The organism is Enterobacter sp. 342, from assembly GCF_036663495.1.
In the GTDB taxonomy this organism is placed as follows: domain Bacteria; phylum Pseudomonadota; class Gammaproteobacteria; order Enterobacterales; family Enterobacteriaceae; genus Enterobacter.
Genome location: NZ_JAWUEI010000001.1, coordinates 180,369 through 206,653 on the forward strand (window position 1 = coordinate 180,369; position 26,285 = coordinate 206,653).

The 26,285-nt window shown below is 54.6% G+C and carries 24 protein-coding genes; all 24 read left to right on the top strand.

Annotation, left to right across the window (positions count from 1 at the left end; all coding sequences use genetic code 11):
- The first annotated feature begins 460 nt into the window (after positions 1–460).
- The 24 genes from V6E55_RS00920 (at position 461) to tssH (ending at position 26,269) form a co-directional block, all read left to right on the top strand.
- Complete coding sequence (locus V6E55_RS00920; protein ID WP_114976952.1) at positions 461–955, top strand: SH3 domain-containing protein; 495 nt, start codon at positions 461–463, stop codon at positions 953–955.
- A gap of 23 nt (positions 956–978) precedes the next feature.
- On the top strand, positions 979–1,482 hold the full coding sequence (gene tssJ, locus V6E55_RS00925; RefSeq protein WP_049008586.1) for a type VI secretion system lipoprotein TssJ: 504 nt from the start codon (positions 979–981) through the stop codon (positions 1,480–1,482).
- Positions 1,483–1,510: 28 nt separating this feature from the next.
- Positions 1,511–2,854, top strand: a complete 1,344-nt coding sequence (gene tssK / locus V6E55_RS00930) for a type VI secretion system baseplate subunit TssK (protein ID WP_114976953.1) — start codon at positions 1,511–1,513, stop codon at positions 2,852–2,854.
- A gap of 17 nt (positions 2,855–2,871) precedes the next feature.
- Positions 2,872–4,110, top strand: a complete 1,239-nt coding sequence (locus V6E55_RS00935; protein WP_114976954.1) for a DotU family type VI secretion system protein — start codon at positions 2,872–2,874, stop codon at positions 4,108–4,110.
- 2 nt (positions 4,111–4,112) lie between these two features.
- Positions 4,113–7,733 carry a type VI secretion system membrane subunit TssM gene (tssM, locus tag V6E55_RS00940; RefSeq protein ID WP_316941947.1) on the top strand — a complete coding sequence of 1,207 codons (3,621 nt, stop codon included), beginning with the start codon at positions 4,113–4,115 and terminating at the stop codon, positions 7,731–7,733.
- A 16-nt stretch (positions 7,734–7,749) separates the two neighbouring features.
- Positions 7,750–8,466: a type VI secretion system-associated protein TagF gene (tagF, locus tag V6E55_RS00945; protein ID WP_114976956.1), complete on the top strand. Its 717-nt coding sequence runs from the start codon at positions 7,750–7,752 to the stop codon at positions 8,464–8,466.
- An 11-nt stretch (positions 8,467–8,477) separates the two neighbouring features.
- On the top strand, positions 8,478–9,494 hold the full coding sequence (gene tssA, locus V6E55_RS00950) for a type VI secretion system protein TssA (RefSeq protein ID WP_316941948.1): 1,017 nt from the start codon (positions 8,478–8,480) through the stop codon (positions 9,492–9,494).
- Between the two features lie 75 nt (positions 9,495–9,569).
- A complete protein-coding gene (gene tssB, locus V6E55_RS00955; RefSeq protein ID WP_008502644.1) occupies positions 9,570–10,094 on the top strand; it encodes a type VI secretion system contractile sheath small subunit in 525 nt (174 codons plus the stop codon).
- A 3-nt stretch (positions 10,095–10,097) separates the two neighbouring features.
- Entirely contained in the window at positions 10,098–11,597 is a 1,500-nt protein-coding gene (gene tssC, locus V6E55_RS00960) for a type VI secretion system contractile sheath large subunit (RefSeq protein ID WP_028018712.1), read from the top strand.
- An 80-nt stretch (positions 11,598–11,677) separates the two neighbouring features.
- Positions 11,678–12,109, top strand: a complete 432-nt coding sequence (locus V6E55_RS00965; protein ID WP_114976959.1) for a Rap1a/Tai family immunity protein — start codon at positions 11,678–11,680, stop codon at positions 12,107–12,109.
- On the top strand, positions 12,106–12,600 hold the full coding sequence (locus tag V6E55_RS00970; RefSeq protein WP_316941949.1) for a T6SS effector amidase Tae4 family protein: 495 nt from the start codon (positions 12,106–12,108) through the stop codon (positions 12,598–12,600). The genes V6E55_RS00965 and V6E55_RS00970 overlap by 4 nt, the downstream gene beginning before the upstream one ends.
- On the top strand, positions 12,585–13,034 hold the full coding sequence (locus V6E55_RS00975; protein ID WP_410493430.1) for a T6SS amidase immunity protein Tai4 family protein: 450 nt from the start codon (positions 12,585–12,587) through the stop codon (positions 13,032–13,034). The genes V6E55_RS00970 and V6E55_RS00975 overlap by 16 nt, the downstream gene beginning before the upstream one ends.
- A gap of 180 nt (positions 13,035–13,214) precedes the next feature.
- The gene (locus V6E55_RS00980) at positions 13,215–13,697 is read left to right on the top strand and encodes an Hcp family type VI secretion system effector (RefSeq protein ID WP_008502640.1); all 483 of its coding nucleotides are present in this window, start codon (positions 13,215–13,217) and stop codon (positions 13,695–13,697) included.
- 67 nt (positions 13,698–13,764) lie between these two features.
- Entirely contained in the window at positions 13,765–14,166 is a 402-nt protein-coding gene (locus tag V6E55_RS00985) for a putative T6SS immunity periplasmic lipoprotein (protein ID WP_332637095.1), read from the top strand.
- Between the two features lie 469 nt (positions 14,167–14,635).
- Positions 14,636–15,052 carry a hypothetical protein gene (locus tag V6E55_RS00990; RefSeq protein ID WP_129995583.1) on the top strand — a complete coding sequence of 139 codons (417 nt, stop codon included), beginning with the start codon at positions 14,636–14,638 and terminating at the stop codon, positions 15,050–15,052.
- A gap of 204 nt (positions 15,053–15,256) precedes the next feature.
- Positions 15,257–15,637, top strand: coding sequence for a hypothetical protein (locus tag V6E55_RS00995; RefSeq protein ID WP_129995584.1), 381 nt, complete (start codon positions 15,257–15,259; stop codon positions 15,635–15,637).
- Between the two features lie 122 nt (positions 15,638–15,759).
- On the top strand, positions 15,760–17,514 hold the full coding sequence (tagH, locus tag V6E55_RS01000) for a type VI secretion system-associated FHA domain protein TagH (protein ID WP_316941950.1): 1,755 nt from the start codon (positions 15,760–15,762) through the stop codon (positions 17,512–17,514).
- Positions 17,511–18,308 carry a PP2C family protein-serine/threonine phosphatase gene (locus V6E55_RS01005; RefSeq protein WP_114976964.1) on the top strand — a complete coding sequence of 266 codons (798 nt, stop codon included), beginning with the start codon at positions 17,511–17,513 and terminating at the stop codon, positions 18,306–18,308. The genes tagH and V6E55_RS01005 overlap by 4 nt, the downstream gene beginning before the upstream one ends.
- Positions 18,309–18,324: 16 nt before the next feature.
- The gene (locus tag V6E55_RS01010; RefSeq protein WP_316941951.1) at positions 18,325–19,323 is read left to right on the top strand and encodes a hypothetical protein; all 999 of its coding nucleotides are present in this window, start codon (positions 18,325–18,327) and stop codon (positions 19,321–19,323) included.
- A gap of 9 nt (positions 19,324–19,332) precedes the next feature.
- The gene (locus V6E55_RS01015) at positions 19,333–20,145 is read left to right on the top strand and encodes a type VI secretion system accessory protein TagJ (RefSeq protein WP_316941952.1); all 813 of its coding nucleotides are present in this window, start codon (positions 19,333–19,335) and stop codon (positions 20,143–20,145) included.
- Positions 20,138–20,701, top strand: a complete 564-nt coding sequence (gene tssE, locus V6E55_RS01020) for a type VI secretion system baseplate subunit TssE (protein ID WP_129995588.1) — start codon at positions 20,138–20,140, stop codon at positions 20,699–20,701. Before V6E55_RS01015 ends, tssE begins: the two co-directional genes overlap by 8 nt.
- A gap of 2 nt (positions 20,702–20,703) precedes the next feature.
- Entirely contained in the window at positions 20,704–22,575 is a 1,872-nt protein-coding gene (tssF, locus tag V6E55_RS01025; RefSeq protein WP_316941953.1) for a type VI secretion system baseplate subunit TssF, read from the top strand.
- Positions 22,572–23,615, top strand: coding sequence for a type VI secretion system baseplate subunit TssG (gene tssG, locus V6E55_RS01030; protein ID WP_316941954.1), 1,044 nt, complete (start codon positions 22,572–22,574; stop codon positions 23,613–23,615). Before tssF ends, tssG begins: the two co-directional genes overlap by 4 nt.
- Positions 23,616–23,653: 38 nt before the next feature.
- Positions 23,654–26,269, top strand: a complete 2,616-nt coding sequence (tssH, locus tag V6E55_RS01035; protein ID WP_236921034.1) for a type VI secretion system ATPase TssH — start codon at positions 23,654–23,656, stop codon at positions 26,267–26,269.
- Positions 26,270–26,285 lie beyond the last annotated feature (16 nt).

Here is a 26,285-nt window from a genome sequence, read left to right on the forward strand (position 1 = left end):
AATAATTCATAAAGAATATATTCATTGCAAACCGAAAATAAGCGAAATTCTACTAATTATGGTAGTGGTGAAAATAGGTTGGTTGCGTTAATGCAACTCGTTCTCTTTTGTGTTTTTATGTTATTAAACAGGTTGTTACGTTAGTGGTTCGCCTAATAATAACCTCTTTCAGAATGCGTCGACTCTGTTTGTCAGATTAATCCTATAATGCATCGAGTGCTTCATTAACCATCACTTGCGTGGCGTTAAATATTGAATTGATACGAAGCTCATGTAAACTTGCTCGCTGTTTCTTAAAATATGTCAGGAAGACGCTGGGCCTTATTCTGAAGGGCTCGTGCGGTAGCTATGCCCTTAAAATAGTCACGCCCCGAAATTATCCTGCATGTTTTAACTTTAGTACTTAAAACAAACTTCATTCCCTCATCTTCATCATCGAAATATCGCTACGGAAAAGCATATGAAAATGCGCGTACTGTTTTCACTTCTGTTTGTAATGGCGGTGGCGGGCTGTAAAGCGCCGCAGAAACCTGTTATCAACGACGATACGATCGTGACCAGCCAGGTCAACGGCGTCACCTTAACCCACCGTCACGCGGTTACGCCGCCTGCAGAATTCACCCAACTCAATGAGCCGTATCGTGCCATGTATCCGGCATCCGTGATGAGCCGTCCTGACTTTGGCGGAAAGGTTATCCGTACGCTGGAAACCGGAAAAACCTACGTGGTGCTGGGGCAGGTTGAACACTACTGGATGGCGCTTGCCGATGAAGGACAAGACCAGCTGATTGGTTACGTTCCGATGCGCGCCGTCATCAAGGCCGATCAGTACGAGGCCGCCGTACGTAAACAGGCCATTCGTCCTAAGTCACGTAAAAAAGCGACCTGTGTCGATGTTGATGGCAACAGCAAAGCCTGCAAAGACAGCGCTAACGGTACCTGGATCCTGAACTAAACGGCTTTTATGAGCGTGTTTTTATGAATAATAAAAATTTTCATCGGTTATGGTTGGTCTTTTACGCGGTGGTTTTCACCCTTGTCAGTGGTTGTACGTCGTCTTCACACAGCGACCCTTCCCGCTACAATCTGCAGTTTCAGGCTCATCCACAAATCAATGAATCTGCGCCGCTTAAAGTCCGGGTACTGTTGCTGAAATCCGATGCGGATTTCATGTCCAGCGACTTCTATTCCCTGCAGAACAACGCGTCAGCAACGCTTGGCGCGAATCTGCTGAACAGCGATGTGTTCTTCCTGATGCCAGGACAGCTGTCGAAAACCCTCAGCGGACAAAGCTCTCCGGAGGCCCGCTATATCGGTGTGATGGCGGAATATCAGATGCTGGATGGCAAAAAATGGCGCGTTTCAATCCCTCTGCCTGTGCCAGGCGAAAATCATCTCTATCAGTTCTGGAAATGGTCCGCGGATGAACTCCAGGCCAACGTTTTTCTCGACGTGAATGGTATTCGTGTCATCAGTCAGTAACGCGCGTTAAAACAGGAAACACATCATCATGACGAAAGCAGAAAAGGTCGTCTGGACCGAAGGCATGTTCCTGCGTCCACACCATTTTCAGCGGACTGAAAGTTATCTGCTCAACCATGTTCGTGAATGGGGTGCGCTACAGCGCTCATATCTCTGGGGCTTTCTTGACGTTGAACTCGATGAAGCAATGCTTCGTCAGGGTTGCATTGCCCTGAGCTACTGCAGTGGATTGCTGCCGGACGGTACCTTTTTCCAGGTGCGTAACGGGCGCAACGGTCCCGCTCCGCTGAAAATCCCGGACAACCTCACCAATGAAAAGGTGGTGCTTGCACTGCCGGTTCGCCGTGGTGAAAGAGAAGAGGTGATTTTTAGTGAAGAGCAGGCCTCTCTGGCGCGCTTCATCGCTTTCGAGCAAGAGGTAGAAGACGATAACGCCATGTCGGTGGGGGATGCCACCGTCCAGTTTGGCCGTCTGCGTCTGACCCTGATGCTGGAAAAAGATCTGACAGCAGAATGGACCGCCATCGGCGTGGCGGTGGTAACCGAGAAACGTAACGATAACCTCGTGCGACTCGATAACAGCTACATTCCACCGATGCTGAACGCCAATAACAGCCCGCAGATCTACAGCATGATCAACGATCTTCACGGCTTACTGGTGCAGCGCAGTCAGCAGATTGGCGGTCGTCTGCGTCAGCCTGGCCGCTTTAACACCTCTGAACTGATCGAATTTACGCTGTTGTCGCTGGTGAACCGCCATCTGGGCGAAGTTTCCCACTTAAAAACGCTGCCGCTGCTACACCCGGAAACACTCTGGCGTAGCTGGCTGCCGTTTGCGACCGAACTCGCCACCTGGACCTCGCAACGTCACGCCGAAAACATTCTGCCGATTTACGATCATGACGATCTCGCGAACTGCTTCAGCAAGTTGATGCTGATGTTACGTCAGGGGCTGTCGCTGGTGATGGAAGATCACGCGATTCAGTTGCCGCTTAACGAGCGCTCCCACGGTCTGAACATCGCCACGGTGCCTGAAACCAGCATGGTGCGCGAGTTTGGCTTCGTACTGGCGGTAAAAGCCAGTGTGCCAGGCGAACACCTGCAAACTCATTTCCCTGCTCAGATGAAGATCGCGCCGGTATCGAAAATCCGCGATCTGGTCCAGTTGCAACTGCCTGGCATTATGTTGCGCGCCATGCCGGTTGCGCCGCCGCAGATCCCATGGCATGCGGGCTACAGCTACTTTGAGCTGGAGAAAGGCAGTGAGCTGTGGCACGAGATGGATAAGTCCGGTGCATTTGCCCTGCATCTTGCAGGGGAATTCCCGGGGCTGGATATGGAGTTTTGGGCCATCCGTAGCCCGACAGAATAATATAGCGAGCGCTAAATATGCAGGAACGACAGGATACCGGCAGTGATGCCGCGATTACCGGAGCCAGTAGTAACAATCCGCTGGTGGCGGCCGCTAATCCGCTGCTCAATGCGATTCCGCAGATCCGTCATTCGGTGTCTCATGACGATCAGGTGGCATTACGCCAGCGTCTGATCGATGAAATTCGCCGTTTCGAAGTCCGCTGTCAGCAGGCTGGCCTCGCCTATGAGGTGATCGTCGGGGCGCGTTACTGCCTGTGTACGGCACTGGATGAAGCGGCTGCGCTGACCCCCTGGGGCAGTAGTGGCGTCTGGTCAAGCAACGGCCTGCTGGTGACGTTCCATAACGAAACCTGGGGCGGTGAAAAGTTCTTCCAGTTGCTGGCGCGTCTGTCGCAAAACCCACGCGAACATATTCTGCTGCTGGAGATGATCAACTACTGTCTGCTGCTCGGCTTCGAAGGGCGTTATCGGGTGCTGGATAATGGCCGCACCCAGCTCGAGACGATCAAGCAGCGACTCTGGCAGATGATCCGTGGCGTACGTGGCAGCTATCCGCCACCGCTTTCCCCCCATCCGGAAGATCGTCCGGTGCTGCGCAAACTGTGGCGCCCGATGGTACCCCTCTGGGCCTGCGTAGCCCTGGTCGGGTTTATCGCCTGTCTGTTTTATATCGTGCTTAACTGGCGTCTTGGCGATAACACCAACCCGGTGCTGGCGAAGATTTACCAGTCCCAGTTACCGGAAACCACCATCCAGCAGCCGGCCCGTCAGCTACCTGCGGTGTTGAACCTGCGCGGGTTCCTGAAACCTGAAATCGAGGCGGGTCTGGTCGCGGTGAAAGACGAAGCGGACCGTAGCGTCGTGATCCTGAAAGGTGACGGGCTGTTTGCCTCTGCCTCCACCGTTGTGCGTGATCGCTATGAACCGGTGATCAACCGTATTGCGCAGGCAATGAATAACGTCAGCGGCAAAATTCTGGTGGTGGGCTACAGCGACAACGTGCCGATTCGCAGCGCGCGCTTTGCCTCTAACTATGAACTTTCTCTGGAACGTGCCCGGTCTGTACAGAACATGCTGCAGGGAAGCCTCTCCCGGCCTGATCGTGTGAAAGCGGAAGGGCGGGGCGAAATTAACCCGGTAGCGCCAAACGATACGCCTGAAAACCGCGCCCGTAACCGCCGTGTGGAAATTACTCTGCTGGTGTCGCCTGAAAATACACAGGCTGAGCTGAACGGATTGCCGCAAGGAAACTAAGGATGCTGACTACACTTCTTTCCATTTTGACCAACCGCATTCTGTGGAGCTTCCTCGGCGTAACGGCGCTTGCGGCGGTGATCTGGATGATCGGTCCACTGTTGTCCATCGTGGACACCCGACCGCTTGAGTCTGAACAAAACCGCATCATCAGCATCGCTGTGGTCTATCTGCTCTGGGCGCAGGGCCATATCCTGCCGCGGTTGTACAATGCCTGGCTGAACCGCAAGCTGATGGACAAGCTCAATGAGAACACGAGCAAAGCGGAAGCCGCGGATCCGCAGAAACGACTGAACAGCGAGGAGCAGATCCTCGCCAGCCGTTTTGATGAAGCCGCGCAGATGTTGAAAAAAGCGCACTTCAGCAAAGCGGGGCAGAGTGCCCAGTGGACGCAGCGCTTCAGCACGCAATATCTGTATCAACTGCCGTGGTACGTCATTATTGGTGCACCGGGTTCCGGTAAAACCACGGCGCTGGTTAATTCCGGGCTGCAGTTCCCACTGGCCGATCGTTTCGGTAAGACTGCGCTGCGGGGTATTGGTGGCACACGTAACTGCGACTGGTGGTTCACTAACGAGGCGGTGCTGCTGGATACGGCGGGTCGCTATACTACTCAGGAGAGCGAGCAGGTACAGGATGCCGGAGAATGGCTGGAATTCATGGGGTTACTGCGTAAGTATCGCCGCCGCCAGCCGATCAACGGTGTCATCATCACTATCAGCATTTCTGACCTGCTCACCCAGTCTGCCGAGGCGTCCCGCCAGCAGGCGGTGAATCTGCGTCAGCGTCTTTCTGAGCTGCATGAACAACTGGGCATCCGTTTCCCGGTTTATGTGATGGTGACCAAGGCTGACCTGCTTAAAGGCTTCCGTGCCTGGTTTGCCGACTACGACAAAGCCCAGCGCGATCAGATCTGGGGCTTTACGCTGCCGTGGGAGCAAACCAGACACGCCGATTACGACCTGATGGGCAACTTCCAGCAGGAGTTTTCTCTGTTACAGCAGCGCCTGGATGCCGGGCTGCCGGAAACCATGCTGAAAGAGCATGATGCGAAAACTCGCGCCGAAGCCTATCTCTTCCCGCAGGAATTTGCCGCGCTGCGTCCGCTGCTGGCGGACTACCTGAGCACAGTCTTCGCCCGTTCGAATTTCGAAACTGAGTTTTCCCCGCGCGGGATCTACTTCGCCAGCGGGACCCAGGAGGGCATGCCGTTTGACCGCGTGATGGGCGAACTGAACCGCGCGCTCTCTTTACCTGAAGGTGCCGAGGGTGATAGCTGGGATGCAGTCAGCAAAGAGGCACCCATTCCCGGTGCGAAAGGCCAGAGCTTCTTCATCAAGAATCTGCTGCAAAACGTCATTTTCCAGGAAGCCGGTATTGCCGGAGAAAACCGCTGGTGGGAACTGCGCAACCGGGCGGTGATCTGGTCCGGCTATGCAGCGCTGCTGTCTCTGCTGGTGATCCTTGGTGGACTGTGGCTGACCAGCTACGCCAAAAACAAGGCGTATCTGGAAGAGGTCGATGCGAAGGTGCCGCTGCTGGATCAGCAGAGCAAAGCGTTACAGAATCAGCCTCAGCGTGACCTGTTTGATCTGCTGCCTCTGCTCAATGGTCTGGTGGACCTGCCGAAGAGTGACGCGTTTGATGTAAACGATCCGCCAGTATCCCGCCGTATGGGGCTTTATCGTGGGGATGACGTCAGTGATGCATCGCAGTCTCTGTACCAGAAAGCGCTGGATCAGATGCTATTACCTGCTGTCGCCATGCACATCACCACCTGGCTTCGTAACGACAACGGTAGCGATACGGAATACAGCTATGAAGCGTTAAAAGCCTATCAGATGCTGTATCAGCCGAAACACTACGACGGTAAATTCCTGCATTCGTGGGTGATGCTCAATCTGCAGCGCAACCTGCCGCAAAACGTGACGAAGGCACAGCTGCAACAGCTTGAATGGCATCTGACCCAGTTGCTGGAGCCGAAAATTCAGGCCTCCCCGTACGCCCAGGACGAATCTCTGGTTACTCGCGAAAGAGCGCTGATCAACCAGCAGCCGCTCTCCACCCGCGTGTATGGTCGTCTGAAGCGTCTGCTGGAGCATGATGAAAATCTGAAGCCGGTGTCTCTTACCGACCTGGGAGGACCGCAGAGCGAACTGGTATTTTCACGTAAAAGTGGCAAACCAGTGAGTGAGGGTGTGCCGGGGCTCTATACTCCGGACGGCTACTGGAAAAGCTTTAACGGCCAGATTAATAGTGTGACCACCGCCCTGCATGAGGACGACGCCTGGGTTCTGGGGGCTTCCATGGCGCCGGAAGATAAACAGCAGATCGATAACGACGTGCGCCAGCTCTACATGCGTGACTTTATCGCGAACTGGGATCCCTATCTCGCCGACATTCAGCTTAACAACAGTGCCGACCTGTCTCAGCGCATCAACACCGCGCGTCTGCTTTCTGGCACAAACTCACCGCTGCGCCGTCTGGTGCTGAGCCTGAGTCAGGTACTGACGCTGTCTCGTGATGTGCCAGCAGCAGACAATGCCGGTAAAGCACAGGATCAAAGCAACCGCGCTACCCGCACGCTGGAAACGCTGTTCAGCAATAACAACTCTGCTCCTTCACAGGCTGCCGTTGTCGCCCAGTCACCGGAACAACTGGTTACTGATCACTACGCCCCGCTGATTGAGCTGGCGCAACCGCTGGAGAAGGGCGGCAAGACTATCGTCTTTGATGACTTTCTTAAGCAGGTGGATGAGCTTTATCGTTACCTGACCGCCGTCCAGGATGCCGCCAACAGTGGTATGCCGGCACCGGGTGGTGAGGCGATCAGCCGTCTGCAGGCCAGTGCCGGTCGTCTGCCGGGTGGGCTGCAAACCATGTTCAGCAACATGGCGGTGGGAGCCAGCAGCGATACCCAGCGCCGTGATCTGGACAATGTGCGTAAGCGGATCAATGTCGAAGTGGGTGGATTCTGTCGTCAGGCGATTGCCGGTCGCTACCCGCTGGTGCGCAGCGCCAGCACCGAGGTCACTCCTGACGATCTCGCGCGTATGTTTGCGCCGGGAACCGGGCTGATGGATGCCTTCTTCCGCGACAATCTAACCAATAAAGTGGACACCACCCAGGCAAACTGGCGCTTTATGCCGGGCATCGACGGTAAAACGCTGCCAGGAAGTGAAGGTCTGCTGAGACCGTTCCAGCAGGCCCAGTCGATCCGTGATGCCTTCTTTGCAAACGGTGCCACGACCCCGTCTTTCAAAGTGACGGTCCGCACCGTCCGAATGGATAACACCATTCTGAACCTGACGCTGGACGTTGATGGCCAGCAACTGCGCTACAGCCATGGTCCTCAGGCGGTGCAGATCATGAACTGGCCAGGACCGGGTGGTACCAATCAGGTACGTATGCAACTGGGGCTGGCGAATGGCAGTACGGCGACGCTGGTGACCAACGGTGCCTGGGCGCTAAACCGCTTTTTCGATAAAGCGAGTACCAGCCCGGGAGCAGGTAGTCTTAGCCGTCAGGCCACGTTCAACGTCGACGGACATCAGGTCACGCTGGAGTTTGCGCCAAACAGCATTCGCAACCCGTTCCAGCTTCCTCGTTTCTCATGCCCATAACCGCAAGGACAGCCGTATGACGAATACCTCTGCGATGAACCGCTACAGCTGGTATGGCAAGTTACCCAGCGCCGGAGATTTTTTGCAGCGTCGCTTTCCTGACACCCTACAGCGCCAGTGGTCACACTGGTTTCAGGTCGGCCTGCTGGCCTGGCAGCAGGAAGAGCAGCGCAGCGGCGAGCGCCAGTTCAATAAAGCACCGGTCTGGAATTTTGTTGTCCCCCCGATGCTGGGTAGCCAGATGATCCAGATGGGCTGTCTGCTGCCCGGTCGTGACAGTGTTGGTCGACAATACCCGGTTTGTATTCAACTGAGCTTCGCCCCGACAGAGTGGTCGACGAGCCTGCTCAGCCAGGCTGAAAGCTGGTATCAGCAGATTGGGCGTCTGGGTTTGCACGCGGTGCGCAACAGTTTTTCCGCCTCGCAGCTGGATGAGATGCTGATGACCATTCCGGCGCCGCAGCCTGTCGAGCCGCAAAAGCGTTCTGACATCCTTGATGTGATTGGTTATGACGAGGACGGTCAGAACACGCTGGGCTGGCCCCAGGCCGCGGAGTGCTTTGATCCGCTGCGCCAGACCAGCTACTGGTGGACTAACCGCTGCGATGGTTATCCGCTGTACACCCACGTGCACAGCGGTAACTTTACCGGGCAGCTTTTCACTCTGCTGTTCGACCCTGCAGGGGGCGCCCGCCCGGGCCGTCACGGTCTCTATCCGCCCATGTTTGAATAAGCAGGGAACTCATGAATATCGAAGAATTTCTCGCGCCAATAAGCCCCGACAAACCCTGCGGCGAAAACCTGGAGTACGACGCCGACTTCCAGATCATGAATCAGGCCAGTCAGGGGAAAGCAGAACAGCAGTTTGGCGACACCATTATCCCGGCAGAGCCTGCTGACTGGAACACGGTAGAAAAGTTCGCCACCAGCCTGCTGACCCGCACCAAAGATCTTCGCGTACTGCTGGCACTCACGCATGCCTGGACCCGCCGTCGCGGCCTGGCAGGTTACGCAGACGGGTTATTACTGGTGCAGGAGGCTATCAGTCGTTACTGGGAGCCGCTTTATCCGCTGCTGGAAGAGTACGGCGAAACTGATCCGTTCTATCGCATTAACGCTCTGGCCGCGCTGAGCGATAAATCTGACCTCACCGTCGCCGTGCGTAACGCTTCGCTGCTGCGTTCAAACGGCGATGAAATTTCGCTCCGGGATGCCCAGGCGCTGCTGGATGGCAGCAAGACCGAATGTCCGGATTATCCGGGTGGTCGTCCACGACTGATTGACGAACTGGCTCGCGGCGACCAGCCAGGTACCGCCGCGGTTATCGTCATTCACGAACGACTGCAGGCGATTCGCGAGCTTCTCACCGGGCATCTCGGTGAAAGCGGCGTACCCGAAATGGAGCAGTTGCTGAAAACCGTGGGGCTGGTCGCCGGAGCTTGTCAGGTGACCGACATCAGCAAGTTGCTGCCAAACCGTGAAGCGCAGGCTGAACAACATACTGAGCAGCAACAGGTGGCAGCGCAGCCTGCTCAGCAGGTCACCGACTGGCGCAGTGTGCAGGTCACCAGCCGCGCCGATGCGCAGCTGATGCTGGAAAAAGCGAAGCAGTATTTTGCGCAGTACGAACCGAGTCACCCTGCGCCGCTGATGATTGAACGGGTACAGCGGCTGTCAGAACTCAACTTTATGGACATTATTCGCGACCTGGCGCCGGACGGCGTTAACCAACTGGAAAACATCTTTGGACGCCGCGAATAACGCGTCCAGGCATTATGACGACAGGCATGGAGCCTGCCGTTTCAACTTCACCGCGCATCTTTGATGGAGAACATCATGGCAATGAGTAACAGTGGGCAGAAATTCATCGCACGTAACCGTGCCCCCCGCGTGCAGATTGAGTACGACGTAGAGATCTACGGTGCAGAACGTAAAATTCAGCTGCCGTTTGTAATGGGCGTCATGGCCGATCTGGTCGGCAAACCGGTGGAAAACCTGCCGGCCGTCGACGAGCGTAAATTCCTTGAAATCGATATCGACAACTTTGACGAACGCATGAAGGCACTTAAGCCGCGTGTGGCGTTCCAGGTGGATAACACCCTGACCGGCGAAGGTAAGCTCAATGTCGATCTGACCTTCGACAGCATGGACGACTTCCTGCCAGATGCAGTGGCCCGTAAGGTTGAACCGCTGAACAAGCTGCTGGAAGCCCGTACACAGCTCTCTAACCTGCTGACCTATATGGACGGTAAAAACGGCGCGGAAGAGCTGATCGCGAAAATTCTCCAGGATCCGACGCTGCTCAAATCTCTGAGCCAGTTGCCGAAAAATGACGAAAGTGCGAAAGGTAGCGAGGAATAATCGATGAGCAACCAGACTCAACAACATGAACAGCAGGCGGGTCAGGCGTTCAGCCAGGATGAATTCAGCGCGCTGCTGAACAAAGAGTTCCGTCCTAAAACCGATCAGGCGCGTTCCGCTGTAGAAAGCGCGGTCAAAACTCTGGCGCAGCAGGCGTTGGAAAATACCGTCACCTTCTCGAACGACACCTATCGCACCATCCAGAACCTGATTGCTGGTATCGATGAACAGCTGTCTCAGCAGGTGAACCAGATCATTCACCACGACGAGTTTCAGAAACTGGAAAGCGCCTGGCGCGGTCTGAGCTACCTGGTGAACAACACTGAAACCGACGAGATGCTGAAGATCCGCTTTATGAGCATCTCCAAGCAGGAGCTGGGTCGCACCCTGAAACGCTATAAAGGCGTGGGCTGGGACCAGAGCCCGATCTTCAAGAAAATCTACGAGCAGGAGTACGGTCAGTTTGGTGGTGAGCCGTTTGGCTGCATCGTGGGTGACTACTACTTCGACCACAGCCCGCAGGACGTTGAGCTGCTGGGTGAAATGGCGCGTATCGGCTCTGCGGCGCACTGTCCGTTTATCACCGGTACCGCACCGGGCGTGATGCAGATGGAATCCTGGCAGGAGCTGGCTAACCCGCGCGACCTGACCAAGATCTTCCAGAACACCGAATACGCCGCCTGGCGTTCACTGCGTGAATCTGAAGATGCCCGCTATCTGGGTCTGGTGATGCCACGCTTCCTGTCACGTCTGCCGTACGGCATTCGCACTAATCCGGTCGACAGCTTTGACTTTGAAGAGCAGACCGACGGCGCGAACCATAACAGCTACTCCTGGGCGAACGCGGCGTATGCGATGGCTGCCAACATCAACCGCTCCTTCAAAGAGTACGGCTGGTGCACCTCGATTCGCGGCGTGGAGTCTGGCGGGGCGGTAGAAAACCTGCCATGCCACACCTTCCCGAGCGATGATGGCGGCGTGGATATGAAATGTCCGACTGAGATCGCCATCAGCGATCGTCGTGAAGCCGAGCTGGCGAAAAACGGCTTTATGCCACTGGTTCACCGCAAAAACTCCGACTTTGCGGCCTTCATCGGCGCGCAGTCTCTGCAGAAACCGGCCGAGTACCACGACCCGGATGCCACCGCCAATGCGCGTCTGGCATCACGCCTGCCGTATCTGTTCGCCTGCTGCCGTTTTGCGCACTACCTGAAGTGCATCGTGCGCGACAAAATCGGCTCTTTCCGCGAGCGCGAAGAGATGGAGCGCTGGCTGAACGACTGGGTCATGAACTACGTGGACGGTGACCCGGCTAACTCCTCCCAGGAGACCAAGTCCCGTAAGCCGCTGGCGGCTGCGGAAGTGCAGGTGCAGGAAATCGAAGACAACCCGGGCTACTACGCCGCGAAGTTCTTCCTGCGTCCACACTACCAGCTGGAGGGTCTGACTGTGTCCCTGCGTCTGGTGTCTAAACTGCCGTCGCTGAAGACGAAAGACGCGTGATGATGATTGCCGGCTCGAAGGAGCCGGCCATTTGAACGTAAAGAGCTTAGCTAATTTCTGTCAGTGAATAAGGATATACGGTGAAACATATACTTTTGATCGCAACCAGTTTGCTGGCAGTTTCTACTCTGGCAAGCGCGGACGCTGGAAATTATAAATACCCACAAGCTGAAGCATTGCCTCAGGATGACACATCAAACTTCCAACGCGATCCGATGTTGTTAACGGGATACGATTTAAATTTGAGTGCAGATCGTTTCGCTAAAGCCTGGCTGTCGAAAACGAATGAACGTGAACGCATCAAGGCAAATATGTATCTTCTCGGCGTAGTCGACGCGTCTGAGGGCACTGCATGGTGCAACGGCAGGCCTTTTTTGCCAAATACTCTACATGAGTTTCTCTATTCTCGTTTTGCGAACTTATCGAAACAGCAAGGCGATGAACGCGCTTCAAAAATCATCATTGACGGAATGAAAGAATTACGCCCGTGCAAAAAGGAGAGTGATAAATGAGACCATTATACGAACAACTAAAACGTCAGCATTACTCTTCAAATCATACGCGCGCGGGTTTTGCCTCGGGTGAACAGGTCTTCTCAGAAATTGGCTATGATTATTCAACAATTATCAAGCAGCAACCGGCATACGAAAATACCTGCGCGGTAAGAATGAGTCTGGCATTGTTAAAATGTAATGTTGAATTCACAGGTCGTTTACCCATAAAGTCGGGTCCCTATAAAGGAAAAACAATCGAACCTGGCGCAAAATTACTTGCCGATCAACTGTATAAATCCCATGTATTTGGTAAGGCAGAAATATTTGCCGACCGCGAGGCGGGTGCGCGCGCAATGTTGGGTCGAAAAGGTGTTGTTTTCTTCAATAAAATTGATGGGTATGGCGGTGGGCATATCGACCTTATCGAGCCTCTGAGTAATAACTCGTTTATATGTAACTCCGATTGCTTTCCGTACTGTCAGGAAATCTGGTTTTGGGAATTAAAATAATTTCATTCAGGTATCTAAAGACAGCATTTATTTTGCTCACTTGCTTATGTTTTTCTGCCCACGGTGATAACCCACACGTAGATTTTTATCAGCAGCAAACATATCGGCAGGTTTTAAAAGATTTAGTTCTGGCGCGCTGTCTTGCTCAGGTGGCAGATAAAGGCAGCCAGTTTTCTGCTGATGCGGCCCGAAGTGCGAGCGCATTTATTGAGTGGATACCTTTTGATGCTGAAAATGGCACGGATAAAGTGAATGCCCTCATCGAAAAATATAAAAATCAAATTAATGGTTTTCATTCAGAGCGAAAACCCGATGTCAAAGGCGTAACCTTAAACTGTCTACGTCTTTATCATAGCGACGAACTGAACAAACTGATTCCGCAAGTCATCATTGGCGATCCTGACCGTAGCTGGATCCAGGATAACCCAGAGTAGTAAAAGACTTCACATTCTTTCCGTTCATTCAGGGGGAGTGTAAGACTGTCAAATGACATGAGTCGTTTGATATGAGGCAGAGGTAAAATATGGACGGTTTTATTCAGCCCCATGCTTTCCTGTTTGCCATATAAGTGCTTTTTCGAAAGCAATATTGTTCATCCACGAAGAGTAGATATTATGGCTATTGATATGTTTCTGAAGGTCGAGGGTGTTACGGGCGAATCTAAAGATTCTAACCACACCGGCTGGACTGATATTACCTCCTTCTCCTGGGGCGCTTCCCAGCCAGGTAATATGAGCGTCGGCGGTGGCGGCGGTGCCGGTAAAGTTAACTTTAACGATCTGCACGTTAACGCTCTGATTGACAAATCCACTACAGCAATCCTGAAACACTGCGCCAGCGGTAAACACCTGACCAAAGTTGAGCTGTCCGTCTGTAAAGCCGGTGGCCAGCAGGTAGAATACTCCCGCATCACACTGGAAGACGTTCTGGTAACGTCTGTTCAGTACACCGGTGCAGATAACGGCGATACCGTTGGTGTGACCTATGCATTCCAGGCTGCGAAAGTGAAACAGCAGTACTGGGAGCAGACCACTTCTGGTGGTAAAGGTGCTGAAAGCAGCGCTGGCTGGAACATCAAAGAGAACAAAGAAGCGTAATTGTTCATCTATGGCCGGGGATATCCCCGGCCATGATGCGTGATCCAGGTTCTGCTTCGGGTTAATCATGTTACGAGTGATAAGTGTCGTATCGATTGCATTATTGTGTAGTGCTTGCATCTCGCATCCTGCACAGTATGAGAATCTTACGGTTACGTTAGTAAACGACGTTCCCTGTTTTGGTATCCCGGGGGATTTGAAATCCAGAGAAACACTATTCATTTACGAACCTTCGGTAATGAAACGTGTCGGTGAACAATGGGAAACAGTTTTTTCACCCCATACATCTTCTCCATTAGGGAGCCTAATCTCTGGCGAATGCATTAGCTGGAAAAAAGTTGACTGGCAGACTGGGGAATATGATGTTGTGGTCAAGGTGATAAGGGATAATAATTCTAAACGTTATGCTGCACGTTTTATATTTAATAAAGATAAAAATGGGGTGGCATCGCTCATTAAAATTGAGTAAGTAAGCAGCATCTTCTGCAGAGTAAACATAGGTACGGCAGGAAATGAATGTGGTTGTTAATGATATTTTCTCTATTTTTGTGATTTTTCTTTTTATTCTTTTTTTGACCCTGGCTGTGACTATCTATATTGATTATAGAAAGCACTCAAGTGAAGTATCGAAAGTATATAATTCATTAATGCAGATTGGGTTATTAAGGAAAGAGGACTATCAACTTTGGGAAGGTTTGGGGTTCTGGGGTTTTGGTTTTCGTGTCACAATATTATCCAGACTGTTACGGAGTAGGGCCGTTAAACTAACCAATTCTCGAATGCTTCATTCCCATTCGTGCCATAACATTTTGTCCGATTCTGAGCTCTCCTGGGTTTATTCTTATGACAAAAAAATAAAATTCACGGCGGCTGTTTTTATACTACTTTTAGTCTTGGCTGGTATTAATAAAATATAAATCCTCTCGTGGTAGTAAGTTATGGTGAATATAGAGAGTTTACTATTATTCCTTATTGTGGCTTTATTTCTTATTGTTGTGGTTATGGATCTGTTCAATTCTCGTGACTTCAAAAAACACGAGGCTGATTATAATCAGTTACTTTCTGATTACCGACGCAAAGGATATGATCTGGATCTTGTAACAAACTACGCTTCTTTTTTGGGTTCGTTGGCCAATTATCAAAAAATAATCTGGTTTGTACGTCTTTACAAAGGCGTTAGAATGAAGTTCACTCATGAAAGGCTTGTGCAGGAAGAAGCTTATAAATACGTACAGTCGTTACCGGAAGAAAAAATTGGCTGGATACTAAAGCTACATCGCCGTTATAAATTACAGGCGTTGATATTCACTCTATGGCTCATGGTTGGATTATATTTTATAACCTTTATTAAATAGTTTTTTGATATTCTCTTTCTCAAACGCCGCTGTTTTCCCCCTCGAGAATGCCAGCGTTTGAGCGTTAATCAAAGCTGCTTGAGCTGTAGGAAGTACGAAAGTAGGTGGGTATGTTGGCGAGCAGAACGGTAGCTTAATATTCAGTGGGGAATGATGTGCTTACTATAGTTACATCATGCGATTGATTTTTCGGGGGGTGAGTAAATGCGCCTGATACTGCTTTCTTTTGTATTTTTAGGTTTGTTTATTTCTTTAGTTTTATACGTTTACTTTTATCGGAAACACTCTCAGGAGCTTAAAAAAGCATTTCACCTTCTGAGTAGTAAGCAATACTTAGATATAAATGATTATCTTTTTTATGAACAGCTTGGATTACCTGGCTTTGCACATCGTGTATTCTTAATGAGAAAAATAATTGCCTGCAAGCCGATAAAATCAGGTAATACAATGCAAATCTCTCCTGAAGCAGGAGAGTTTATACTTTCAATATACCGTTTGCCGTGGATTACAACGTTTCATAAATTAACAGTATTTGTCGTGTTTTTAATGTTATTGTTAATTGTGCTAGTTGCTACTGGGCGATAAAAGTACCGTTTCAAATGATGCTCAATATTTAAACTTACCTTTGCATTAACCCCCAAACGCCGCCGTTTTCACCCTCGAGAGCGGCAGCGTTTGAGCGCTAATCATACCAGCAGGAATACGCCATGCGATTCACGATTATTTCTACAAAACCTGGTCATCAGCCGCCACAAAGCAGCTGTGATTTTTACGCCCCGGGCGGCACCATTGGGCGCGGTACGGATAACAACCTGGTGTTGCCGGATAATGACCGCACTATCTCTCGTCTGCAGGCCATTGTTCACGTTGACGCCCAGGGTGAATGCCGCGTGACCAACCGTGGCAGCGTCACCCGCGTGGTATTAAATGACATTCCGCTGGAGCGGGGGCGTCAGGTTGAACTGCAGGATGGCGACATTCTCGGTATCGATGACTACCGCCTCGAAGTGACTGAGCTGATCCACGACACGCAGCCCGTGAGCCGTATGGCGGCCAGCATGCAGCAGCAGGCGCGTCCGACTGTCGCACCCGCACCCGCTCCGCAACCGAAGCCTGTGAGTGCAGCGCCACGAGTGAAAGCAGGGCCGACAGCTGTGCCAACGGAAATCTGGGATAACCTGATGCAGGAGTTCTCTATCTCCGACAGTATCTCCAGCAACCGCACAAAACCGCAGCCTGCAGCTTCGCACGATCCCTTCTCCCAGCCTGCGGCCCCGGAGCGTAACGCTGAAGATCCGCTGGCGATGTTCAACGACAGCGATCCTAAGCTTGAGCGTAAGAATGTCGATCCGGACACGCTGTTCAGCGATGAAGCGTTGTTCAAAAAAGAGAGCATCTTCGATGACGTCACCCCGTCAACACTGGTGCCGCCGGTAGAGAGTAAACCTGCACCAGAAGAAGAGGCGACGGATGAACTCGATCCGCTGGCCCTGTTTGGTGGCAAGGCCAGCGCGCCAGCTGCACGTAATGATGACCCACTCGGGCTGATGGGCGGCACGCCGTTAACCCATCCGGATGAGATCATCGACAATCAGCCAGTACCTGAACCTGAGCAGGAAAACAACGTGCTGGCTGAGTCTCCGTTGTTTGCCCCTGAGCCGCAGGAAGCACCGCGTGCAGAAGAAGAGCCCGCGCGACCAGATTATGCAGGCTTCACGATGCCTACGCCGCAGGCTGTGGCGCGCAGTAGCGCTCAGGCCCCTAAGGGCCGTCTGCGTATCGATCCAGTCAATAACACTGCCTCCCCAACCGCCACGGTAAACAATGGTGAGAAAGGCGAGGTGCTGCAGGGCGAACTGCTGGAGGCGCTGCTGGAAGGCATGGGCCTGAGTGAAATGCAGCCGGTGCCGCAGTTTGACCGTGAAAATATGCGTCAACTGGGGCAGATTCTGGGTATGTTCTCTCAGGGAACCGTGGCGCTGCTCTCCTCGCGCTCCATCCTCAAGCGCGGCGTGAAAGCCGATATGACCATGGTGCTGGACGATGCCAACAACCCGTTCAAGCTGTTGCCGACCGGCAAAACCGTACTGATCCAGATGTTCGGCACCCCGATGCCGGGGTTTATGCCGCCAACAAAATCCGTGCGCGACGCGCTGATCGATTTGCAGGCGCATCAGTTGGGTATGATCTCCGGTATCCGCGCCATTATTGCCGCGATGCTGCAGTCCTTTAATCCGGAACAGCTGGAAGAGCAGGCGAAGCAGAACGGGATGACCTCCCGTCTGGCGCTACCGGGCAGCCGCAAAGCCGCCCTGTGGGACTATTTTGTCCGCAGCTATGGCGAGACGGCCGGCGAGATTGAGGATGACTTCCATACTCTGTTCGGCGAAGCCTTCCTTCATGCATATGACATGGAGGTGAATCAGTACAAAGACTCACAGAGCGGATCGGAAGACAAATGAATATCGCAACGGCTTCTCTCTCCCGCCAGGGGACGCGCGCCAGCAACCAGGATCAGACGGGAGAAACCATTGGGGAACGTTCAGCCTGCTTTGTCGTCTGTGACGGCATCGCGGGCCTGCCGGGTGGTGACGTTGCCGCTGAACTGGCCCGCAACAGTATTATCTCCCGCTTCGATGGCGACAAGCACCTCAACGCGCAGCATATACGTGACTATGTGAAAACGGCGAACCGCACCATTCTCAGTGAACAGCAGGCGGTACAGGATTATCGCCGGATGGGCACGACGCTGGTCAGCCTGTTTATTGACAGGGATTACGGTCTGGCGTATTGGGCGCACGCCGGAGACAGCCGCCTGTATCTGTTTCGTCGGGGCTGGTTGTGGCATGTCACCACCGACCACAGCCTGGTGCAACAGATGAAAGATGCCGGACACCAGACCGACGACCTGAACAGCAACCTGCTGTATCTGGCGCTGGGGATTGAAAACGGTGGACCGGAAGCGAGCTACAGCGACGTGGTACAGGTTGAAGATGGCGATGCCTTTTTACTCTGCACAGACGGTTTCTGGCATGGCGTCAGCGAAGAGCAGATGAAACAATCGCTTCACATGGTCAACACACCGCAAGAATGGTTGACCTTAATGAACCAAATCATTCAAAAGAATGGCGAGCAGGAGGGGAATGCGCAGGATAACTATACCGCCCTGGCGGTATGGATGGGCAACCCTCAGGACACCACATTGCTGCACACACTCTCTGACGCAGCACAATTTCTTCCCTGCGGAACTGATTAGACACACAAGGAACGATATGAAACTTTGGCTATCGGGTTTGGCACTTCTGACGGTGGCTTCCACCGCGCAGGCTGAGAATTTCCGCATTGTGCAGTCACCTGCGCAGAAGCTGGATATCTGGATCGACAACATCAAAGACAATACGCCGCAGAGCTGGTGTAAGCCAGAGGTGGCCCTGCGTATTGTGGCGAACGGCAAGAAAGACGTTTCCGTTCTGGAGAACTTTGTGCCGCGTCTTGGTTCTCTGCTGGAACACCAGTGCAGCAAAGTGAATAAGCTCAACTGGACGCTTAACGATCCGGCGGGCACCACACTGGCACAGGGCACAGCAGGTAAAGCGCAGGATTGGGCTCTGGTGGTGAAGCAGGAGCAGAGCGCCCCAGCAGCGACCGTAACCGCAACCCCTGCCAGCGGTGCGTTAGTGCCGCCGGACCAGAATGTCGCCACCCAAACTGCTGCCGCCGACCGCACTCCGTGGCAGGAATTTACCCTTCAGGATGGTTGCCACCTGCGCACCTTCTGGGAAGGTGGCTCCTCAGCACCGGCGCTGTTTATTCCGGATACTGACACCACCCGCTGCGGTAACGGGAGCTGGCTGAGCGGACACGCCGTCATCTCACAGTCCCGTAACGGCGGACAGAAAGAGATGGCGGTGACGTACATTCATGGCTTCCCGGTAATGGGGCTGAATCAAAGCGCCAACCCTGAAAACGCGCTGATCACCTCCGTCAACAAAGAGCGCATGGTATTCAGCACCCCAAACAGCGACCAGAGCTGGATGATCCTGCCTTACGACGACACCCTCAATAGCTGGAAGAGTAACGGCACCGTAGCGGTGGAGATTTCCCGTGAAACCGCCAGCGACGATGCAAAACTACAGGCACGTATTGCGGCAGTGAAAAAAACCTGGAGCGCATGGGTTGCCCCAGGCACCCCGGTGAATATCGTTCTGATTGATACCCTGCGTCCTCAACTGCGCGACCCGGCAGTCGGTGCGTGGCGCGCGGCGAATTAAGGAATGGCCATGAATACGCTCTATCAACACCTGGCGGGTGAGTCGCTCAACGATGCGCTGGCGCGTCTTGAAGCAGAGATCAAAGCCCGTCCGGCAGATGCCGATCTCCGCGCCGCGTTCGTGCAGTTTTTAACCCTCAGCGGCAACTGGACGCGTGCGCTGACCCAACTGAAAAGCTGGCTGGCGCTGAAACCTCAGGCAAAGCCAACGGTTACGCTGCTGGAGCAGTCAATCCAGGGCGAGTTGCTACGTGCGCAGGTAATGGCGGGACAAGCGCGCCCGGCCATGCCTGAAACCCAGTGGCCGTGGTTGACCACGCTTGCTGCGGCGCTGAGCGAAGAAGGCGAACAAGCAGCCGTACTGCGTCTGGACGCCCTTGAACAGGCGCAGGCAAACCCGGGACACATCACTTTCGAAAACGAGGAAACACAGACGTTTGACTGGCTGATGGATGGCGATGCCCGTCTCGGTCCGGTGTGCGAAACCATTGTGAACGGTCGCTATTTCTGGCTGCCGTTTAGCGCCATCGCGGAGATCCGCTTCCAGGCTCCGGCCAGCGTTACCGATCTCGTCTGGCGTCATGCGCTGGTGCGTCTGACCGACGGTACGGAACAGGTGTGCCAGATCCCGGCGCGATATCCTTTCACGGCCGATGCCTCTGATGCCGTCAAGCTGGGGCGAACCACCGAATGGTTACCGCTCGACAAAGACGGCACGCTCTATGCCGGGATGGGACAGAAGTCCTGGCTGAGCGAGCAAAGCGAAAGCCCGCTGCTGTCGCTGAACCTTGTGACGTTTGCAACGGATGGAGCCCATGAGTAATCCTGCGGGTGAGGGCGATCTGCTGCGCAGCGGCTGGCAAGCCCGTAGCAAGCAGGAGAAGGTGGGGGCGCGCGATAAAATGCAGCCCTCACTGCTGGATCGCCTCACCGATAACGACCCGGAAAAAAAACGCGAGTCGGCCAACAGCAATCTGATCACCCACGCTGCGCTGCGTCGCAGTGTCCTGCGGGATCTGCAGTGGCTGTTTAACACTATTAACCATGATGCGTCCGGTGATTTGAGTGCGTTGCCACACGTCAACCGCTCGGTGATCAACTTTGGTGTTGCGCCGCTGGCCGGGAAGCGAATGTCGGATATCGAATGGCATGACATTCAGCGCAAGCTCACTGAGGCCATTATCAATTTTGAACCACGTATTTTGCCGCAAGGGCTGCAGGTTCGCTGCGTATCGGATACCTCCTCGCTGGATCTGCACAATGTGCTGTCCATCGAAATCAAAGGGCGTTTGTGGTGTGTGCCATACCCGCTGGAGTTTCTGTTTCGCACCGATGTCGATCTGGAAAACGGCCATTTTGAACTGAAAGATGCGGGGTAATCATGGAAAGTAAACTGCTCGAATACTACAACCGTGAACTGGCCTACCTGCGTGAAATGGGGGCCGAATTTGCAGAACGCTACCCTAAAGTCGCCGGACGACTGGGCATGCGTGGCATCGAGGTTGCGGACCCGTACACCGAACGTCTGATGGAGGGCTTTGCCTTCCTGACGTCCCGCGTGCAGATGAAAATGGATGCGGAGTTTCCGCGTTTCTCTCAGCGCCTGCTGGAGATGATTGCGCCGAACTATCTCGCCCCGACCCCCTCAATGGCGATTGCTGAAATCCAGCCTGACAGTAGCCGGGGTGACCTGAGCAAAGGCTTTATCGTGCCGCGCGGCACTATGATGGACAGCCTGGCGCTGAAAAAAACCGGCGTGACCTGCAGCTATACCACTGCGCACGAGGTCAACCTGCTGCCGCTGAAAATCGAGAAAGTCGAACTGGGCGGGGTGCCTGCTGACCTGCCACTGGCGCAACTGGGCCTGAGCCAACGGGGGATCAACAGCGCTTTGCGGATCCGCATCGCCTGCGACGGCCCGCAAAACCTCGGCCACCTGGATTTCGACCGTCTGGAATTTTTCCTCGGTGGTCCTGACATTGAAGCGCTGAAGCTGCTGGAGTTGGTGATGGAGCACCACGCCGGGATCGTCTGTCAGACGGTCAGCCCGCAGCCGCAGCGACAAGTGCTGGCGTCTGATGCTTTGCGTCAGGAGGGCTTTGAACCGGATCAGGCGCTGCTCCCGGACGATCTGCGTAACTTTGACGGTTATCGCTTGCTGCAGGAGTATTTCGCGTTTCCGGCCCGCTTCCGCTTCATCAGCCTCAGCGGTCTGAGCAAGCTGATTCAGCGTTGTGAAAACGAAAAAGCCTTTGATATTTTCATTCTGCTGGATAAGTCGGATGAGCAACTGGAGCGCGTCGTTGATGCCAGTCATCTGGCGCTGCACTGTACGCCGGTGATCAACCTGTTCCCGAAAGTGGCGGCGCGGCAAAAGCTCAACGACGGTCAGCATGAATACCATCTGGTGGTGGATAACATTCGTCCGCTGGATTATGAAATTTACGCGGTGAAAAAAATCTTCGGCAGTGTCGATGGCCAGCGTGACGACCAGACGTTTCGTCCTTTCTGGAGCACCTGGAGCGGCGATGCAGGCAATTACGGTGCCTATTTTTCTCAGCGCCGGGAACAGCGCGTGCTCTCAGAACATGCTCTGCGGTACGGCACTCGTACCGGCTATATCGGCTCGGAGGTTTTTGTTTCGCTGGTGGATGAACAGCATGCACCCTGGCAGGAAAACCTGCGCTACATCTCTGCCGAGGTGTTGTGCACCAGCCGTGATCTGCCGCTGATGCTGCAGCAGGAGCTCGGGCAGTTCATTATGGCCGACTCCATGCCGGTGAAATCCCTGACCTTGCGTAAAGGCCCAACGCCACCGCGTCCGGCACTGGCAGAAGGGTTCAGTACCTGGCGGCTTATCAGTCAGTTGCAGATGAACTACCTCAGCCTGATGGACAGCGAAAATGAAGAGGGCGCGGCTGCGTTGCGTCAGCTGTTAGGGCTGTATGCCAACCTGGCAGAAACGCCCGTTGCGCGTCAGGTTGAAGGGGTTCGTCACTGCGTGCTGGAACCCGTTCACCGTCGTGTTCCTGAACCCGGTCCGGTCGTTTTCGCCCGTGGGATCGGTATTACCCTGACGGTGGATGAGCGGGCGTTTTCCGGTGCCAGCCCCTGGCTTTTTGGCAGCGTGCTGGAGCGCCTGTTTGCCCGGCTGGTGTCGATCAACAGCTTCACTGAGTTCACCCTGCAAAGTCAGCAGCGCGGCGAGATCGGCTACTGGGCGCCGCGGATGGGTAAAAGGGCGCTGCTATGAGTGATGTTGCTGTCGCACCGCTGCGTGTCCAGCGTCTGACGCCACTGCCGGATACGTTCTGGCATGGCGTTCGCGAGACCCCGTGGCGCTACGATCTATTCCAGCTCTTAAGGCGTATTGATGCTCAGGGCGGCGAGCGCTACCCGCTGGGACGCGCGCCACTGCCAAAGTTTGAGCCGTTACGCATCGGTCAGCAGCCGTCGATGAGTTTTGCGCCGTCGACGGTGGCACAAGTCGGCCTGCGGGAGGAAAGCGGGCTGCATGAGGTGTCTATCCTCAGCTTCGGTCTGTTTGGCCCTAATGGCCCGCTGCCGGTACACATGACCGAGTACGCCCGCGAGCGTATTCATCATCATCAGGACACCAGCCTGAGTGCGTTTGCCGATCTGTTCCATCATCGTCTGACGCTGCTGTTTTATCGCGCGTGGGCGGATGCGCAGCCTGCGGTCTCTCTGGACCGTGCCGATAACAAGCGCTTTGAGGGGTATCTGGCGTCGCTGATTGGCATGGGGCAGCCGGGCCAGATGGAAAAAGGCAGCCTGAGCTCGCATGCACGCTTTACCCACGCCGGGCACCTGGCCCGTCACGGGCGGGATCCCGAGGGGCTGGAGAAGATCCTGCGCAACTATTTTAAAGCGCCGGTCAAACTGGTAAGCAACGTGCCGCAGTGGATGCCGCTTTCACCGCGTGAGCAGGCACAGTTAGGCGAAGGACGTCGTTTGCCACGTATGGGCGAATCTGCGTTTCTCGGTGTCGCCGTCCGCGATGTGCAGCACAAGTTTCGCATCGACATTGGCCCGTTGAGCGCGGAGGAGTACAACCGTTTTCTGCCGGGCGAAGCGTGGGTCACCGAGCTGCGTGACTGGGTGCGTCAGTATCTTGGGGTGGAGTTTGAATGGGAAACACGGGTGATCCTGCGTGAAGATGCGGTACAGGGCACCACGCTCGGCAGCGCCGGGCGATTAGGCTATAACACCTGGCTGGGACTTCAGCCGCAGCCTGTCCCGCGTGGCGACCTGGTGTATCGCGCAGAGCGGTAATCCTTCCGTATACCGAATTATTGTTAATGGAAACTAACATGTCAGAAATTAGCCGTGCCGTGCTTTTCGGCAAACTGGATACGCTGTTATTTACCTCTCTGGAAAGCGCCACTGCGTTCTGCAAGCTGCGCGGCAACCCCTATGTTGAGCTGGTGCACTGGCTGCATCAGTTGATGCAGCAGCAGGACGGTGATCTGCAGCAGGTCATCCGCCACTTTGGTCTCGACGAACAGCAACTGACGCGTGATATCGTGGCCGCGCTGGACGCACTTCCGCGCGGCGCGAGTTCCGTTTCCGATCTCTCTGAACATATTGACAGCGCTGTGGAACGCGCCTGGGTGTTCGGCTCGCTGAAGTTTGGCGTCAGCCGTATTCGTGGCGGGCATTTGCTGATCGGCATACTGAAAACCTGGAATCTGGCTAACGTGCTGAAAAGCATCTCTGCGCAGTTTACTCGTCTGAATGTCGAGGTGCTGATTGAGCAGTTCGACGCTATTTGCGCCAACAGCAAAGAGACGCAGCAGGCAGCTGCCGCAGCGGATGTGCCAGCAGGTGCAGTACCGGCTGCACAGGGCACGCTGGCCCAATATGGTCAGGACCTGACTGCGCGTGCCCGTGAAGGGAAAATTGACCCGGTGGTCGGGCGTGATGAAGAGATCCGCCAGATGGTCGACATTCTGATGCGCCGTCGCCAGAACAACCCGCTGCTGACCGGAGAAGCCGGGGTCGGGAAAACGGCGGTAGTGGAAGGACTGGCGTTGCGTATCGCCGACGGCGATGTGCCGGAACCGCTGCAAAATATTCAACTCTGGCTGCTGGATATCGGCATGCTACAGGCCGGTGCAGGCATGAAAGGTGAGTTCGAAGCACGTCTGCAGGCATTAATCAATGAAGTGCAGTCCAGCGCTACGCCGATCATTCTGTTCATTGATGAGATCCACACTCTGATTGGCGCAGGTGGCCAGCAGGGGACCGGTGATGCGGCAAACCTGCTGAAGCCTGCCCTGGCTCGCGGGCAACTGCGTACCATTGGGGCCACGACCTGGGCAGAGTACAAAAAATACATTGAGAAAGATCCGGCGCTGACCCGCCGTTTCCAGACAGTTCAGGTTCACGAGCCGGATGAAGCCAAAGCCATTCTGATGCTGCGCAGCACCGTCTCGCCGCTGGAGACCCATCACCAGGTCCTGTTGCTGGACGAAGCGGTCAGCGCGGCGGTGAAGCTGTCGCATCGCTACATTCCGGCGCGTCAGCTACCGGACAAAGCTGTTGCATTGCTTGATACCGCCTGTGCCCGCGTCGCGGTCAGCCAGAGCGCACCACCTGCGCAGCTGGAAGACTGCCTGCGCCATCTTGCCGCGCTGGACGTGGAAATAGAGATAGCGGAACGCGAAGCCCGCGTGGGGGCCGGTGACGTCGATCGCGTCACGGCATTACTTGCAGATCGCGACGCGTATGAAACAAAACGCGAAACCCTGGCCCAGCGTTGGGAAGAGGAACGCAACCTGGTGCAGGAGATTATCCGCCTGCGTGCCGCGCTGTTTGCAGCAGGCGACGACGATACCGTTGAGCTTCGCCGCCAACTGGCGGAACAGCAACATGCGCTGAATGCCTTGCAGGGTGATGAACCGCTGCTGTTCGCGGCGGTGGATGAAAACGTGGTCGCTGCAGTGGTCTCCGACTGGACCGGCATCCCGCTGGGGCGGATGGTGAAAAACGAGATCGACGCGGTGCTGAACCTCGCCGACACGCTCAACCAGCGCGTTATTGGCCAGCGTCATGGTCTGGATCTCATTGCCCGCCGCGTCAAAACCTCACGGGCGAAACTCGACGACCCGAACAAACCGGTCGGTGTCTTTATGCTGTGTGGCCCGTCTGGCGTCGGTAAAACCGAAACCGCACTGGCGCTTGCGGAATCGCTGTATGGCGGCGAGCAGAATGTTATTACCATCAACATGAGTGAGTTTCAGGAAGCGCACACCGTTTCCACCTTAAAAGGTGCGCCTCCGGGATACGTAGGGTATGGTGAAGGCGGAGTGTTAACCGAGGCCGTACGCCGCCGCCCGTATAGCGTGGTGCTGCTGGACGAAATTGAAAAAGCGCACCCGGACGTACATGAGATTTTCTTCCAGGTCTTCGACAAAGGCTGGATGGAAGACGGCGAGGGACGCCACATTGATTTCCGTAACACCATAATTATTCTGACGTCTAACGTTGGCACCGATCTGATCAGCGCCATGTGTGCCGATCCGGATCTGATGCCGGAACCAGACGCCCTGAGCGGCGCGCTTCGCCAGCCACTGCTGGAAGTATTCCCGCCAGCGCTGCTGGGCCGCCTGCTGGTGGTGCCGTACTACCCGCTCAGTGACGAGATGCTGGGGTTGATTGTTCGCCTGCAGCTCAAGCGCATTCAGCGTCGTCTGGAAGAGAATCACAGCATTATTTCTGAGTTTGACGACAGTGTGGTGGAACAAATTGTTCAGCGCTGTACCGAGGTGGAGTCTGGTGGTCGCATGGTGGACGCTATCCTGACCAACACCCTGCTGCCTCAGATGAGCCAGATCTTACTTACCGCCAGCCGCAGCGACGAGCAGTACCGACGTCTGCATGTCACCTGCGAGCAGGGCGAGTTTCACTGTCAGTTTGCCGCGTAATAATCATCAAGAGAAC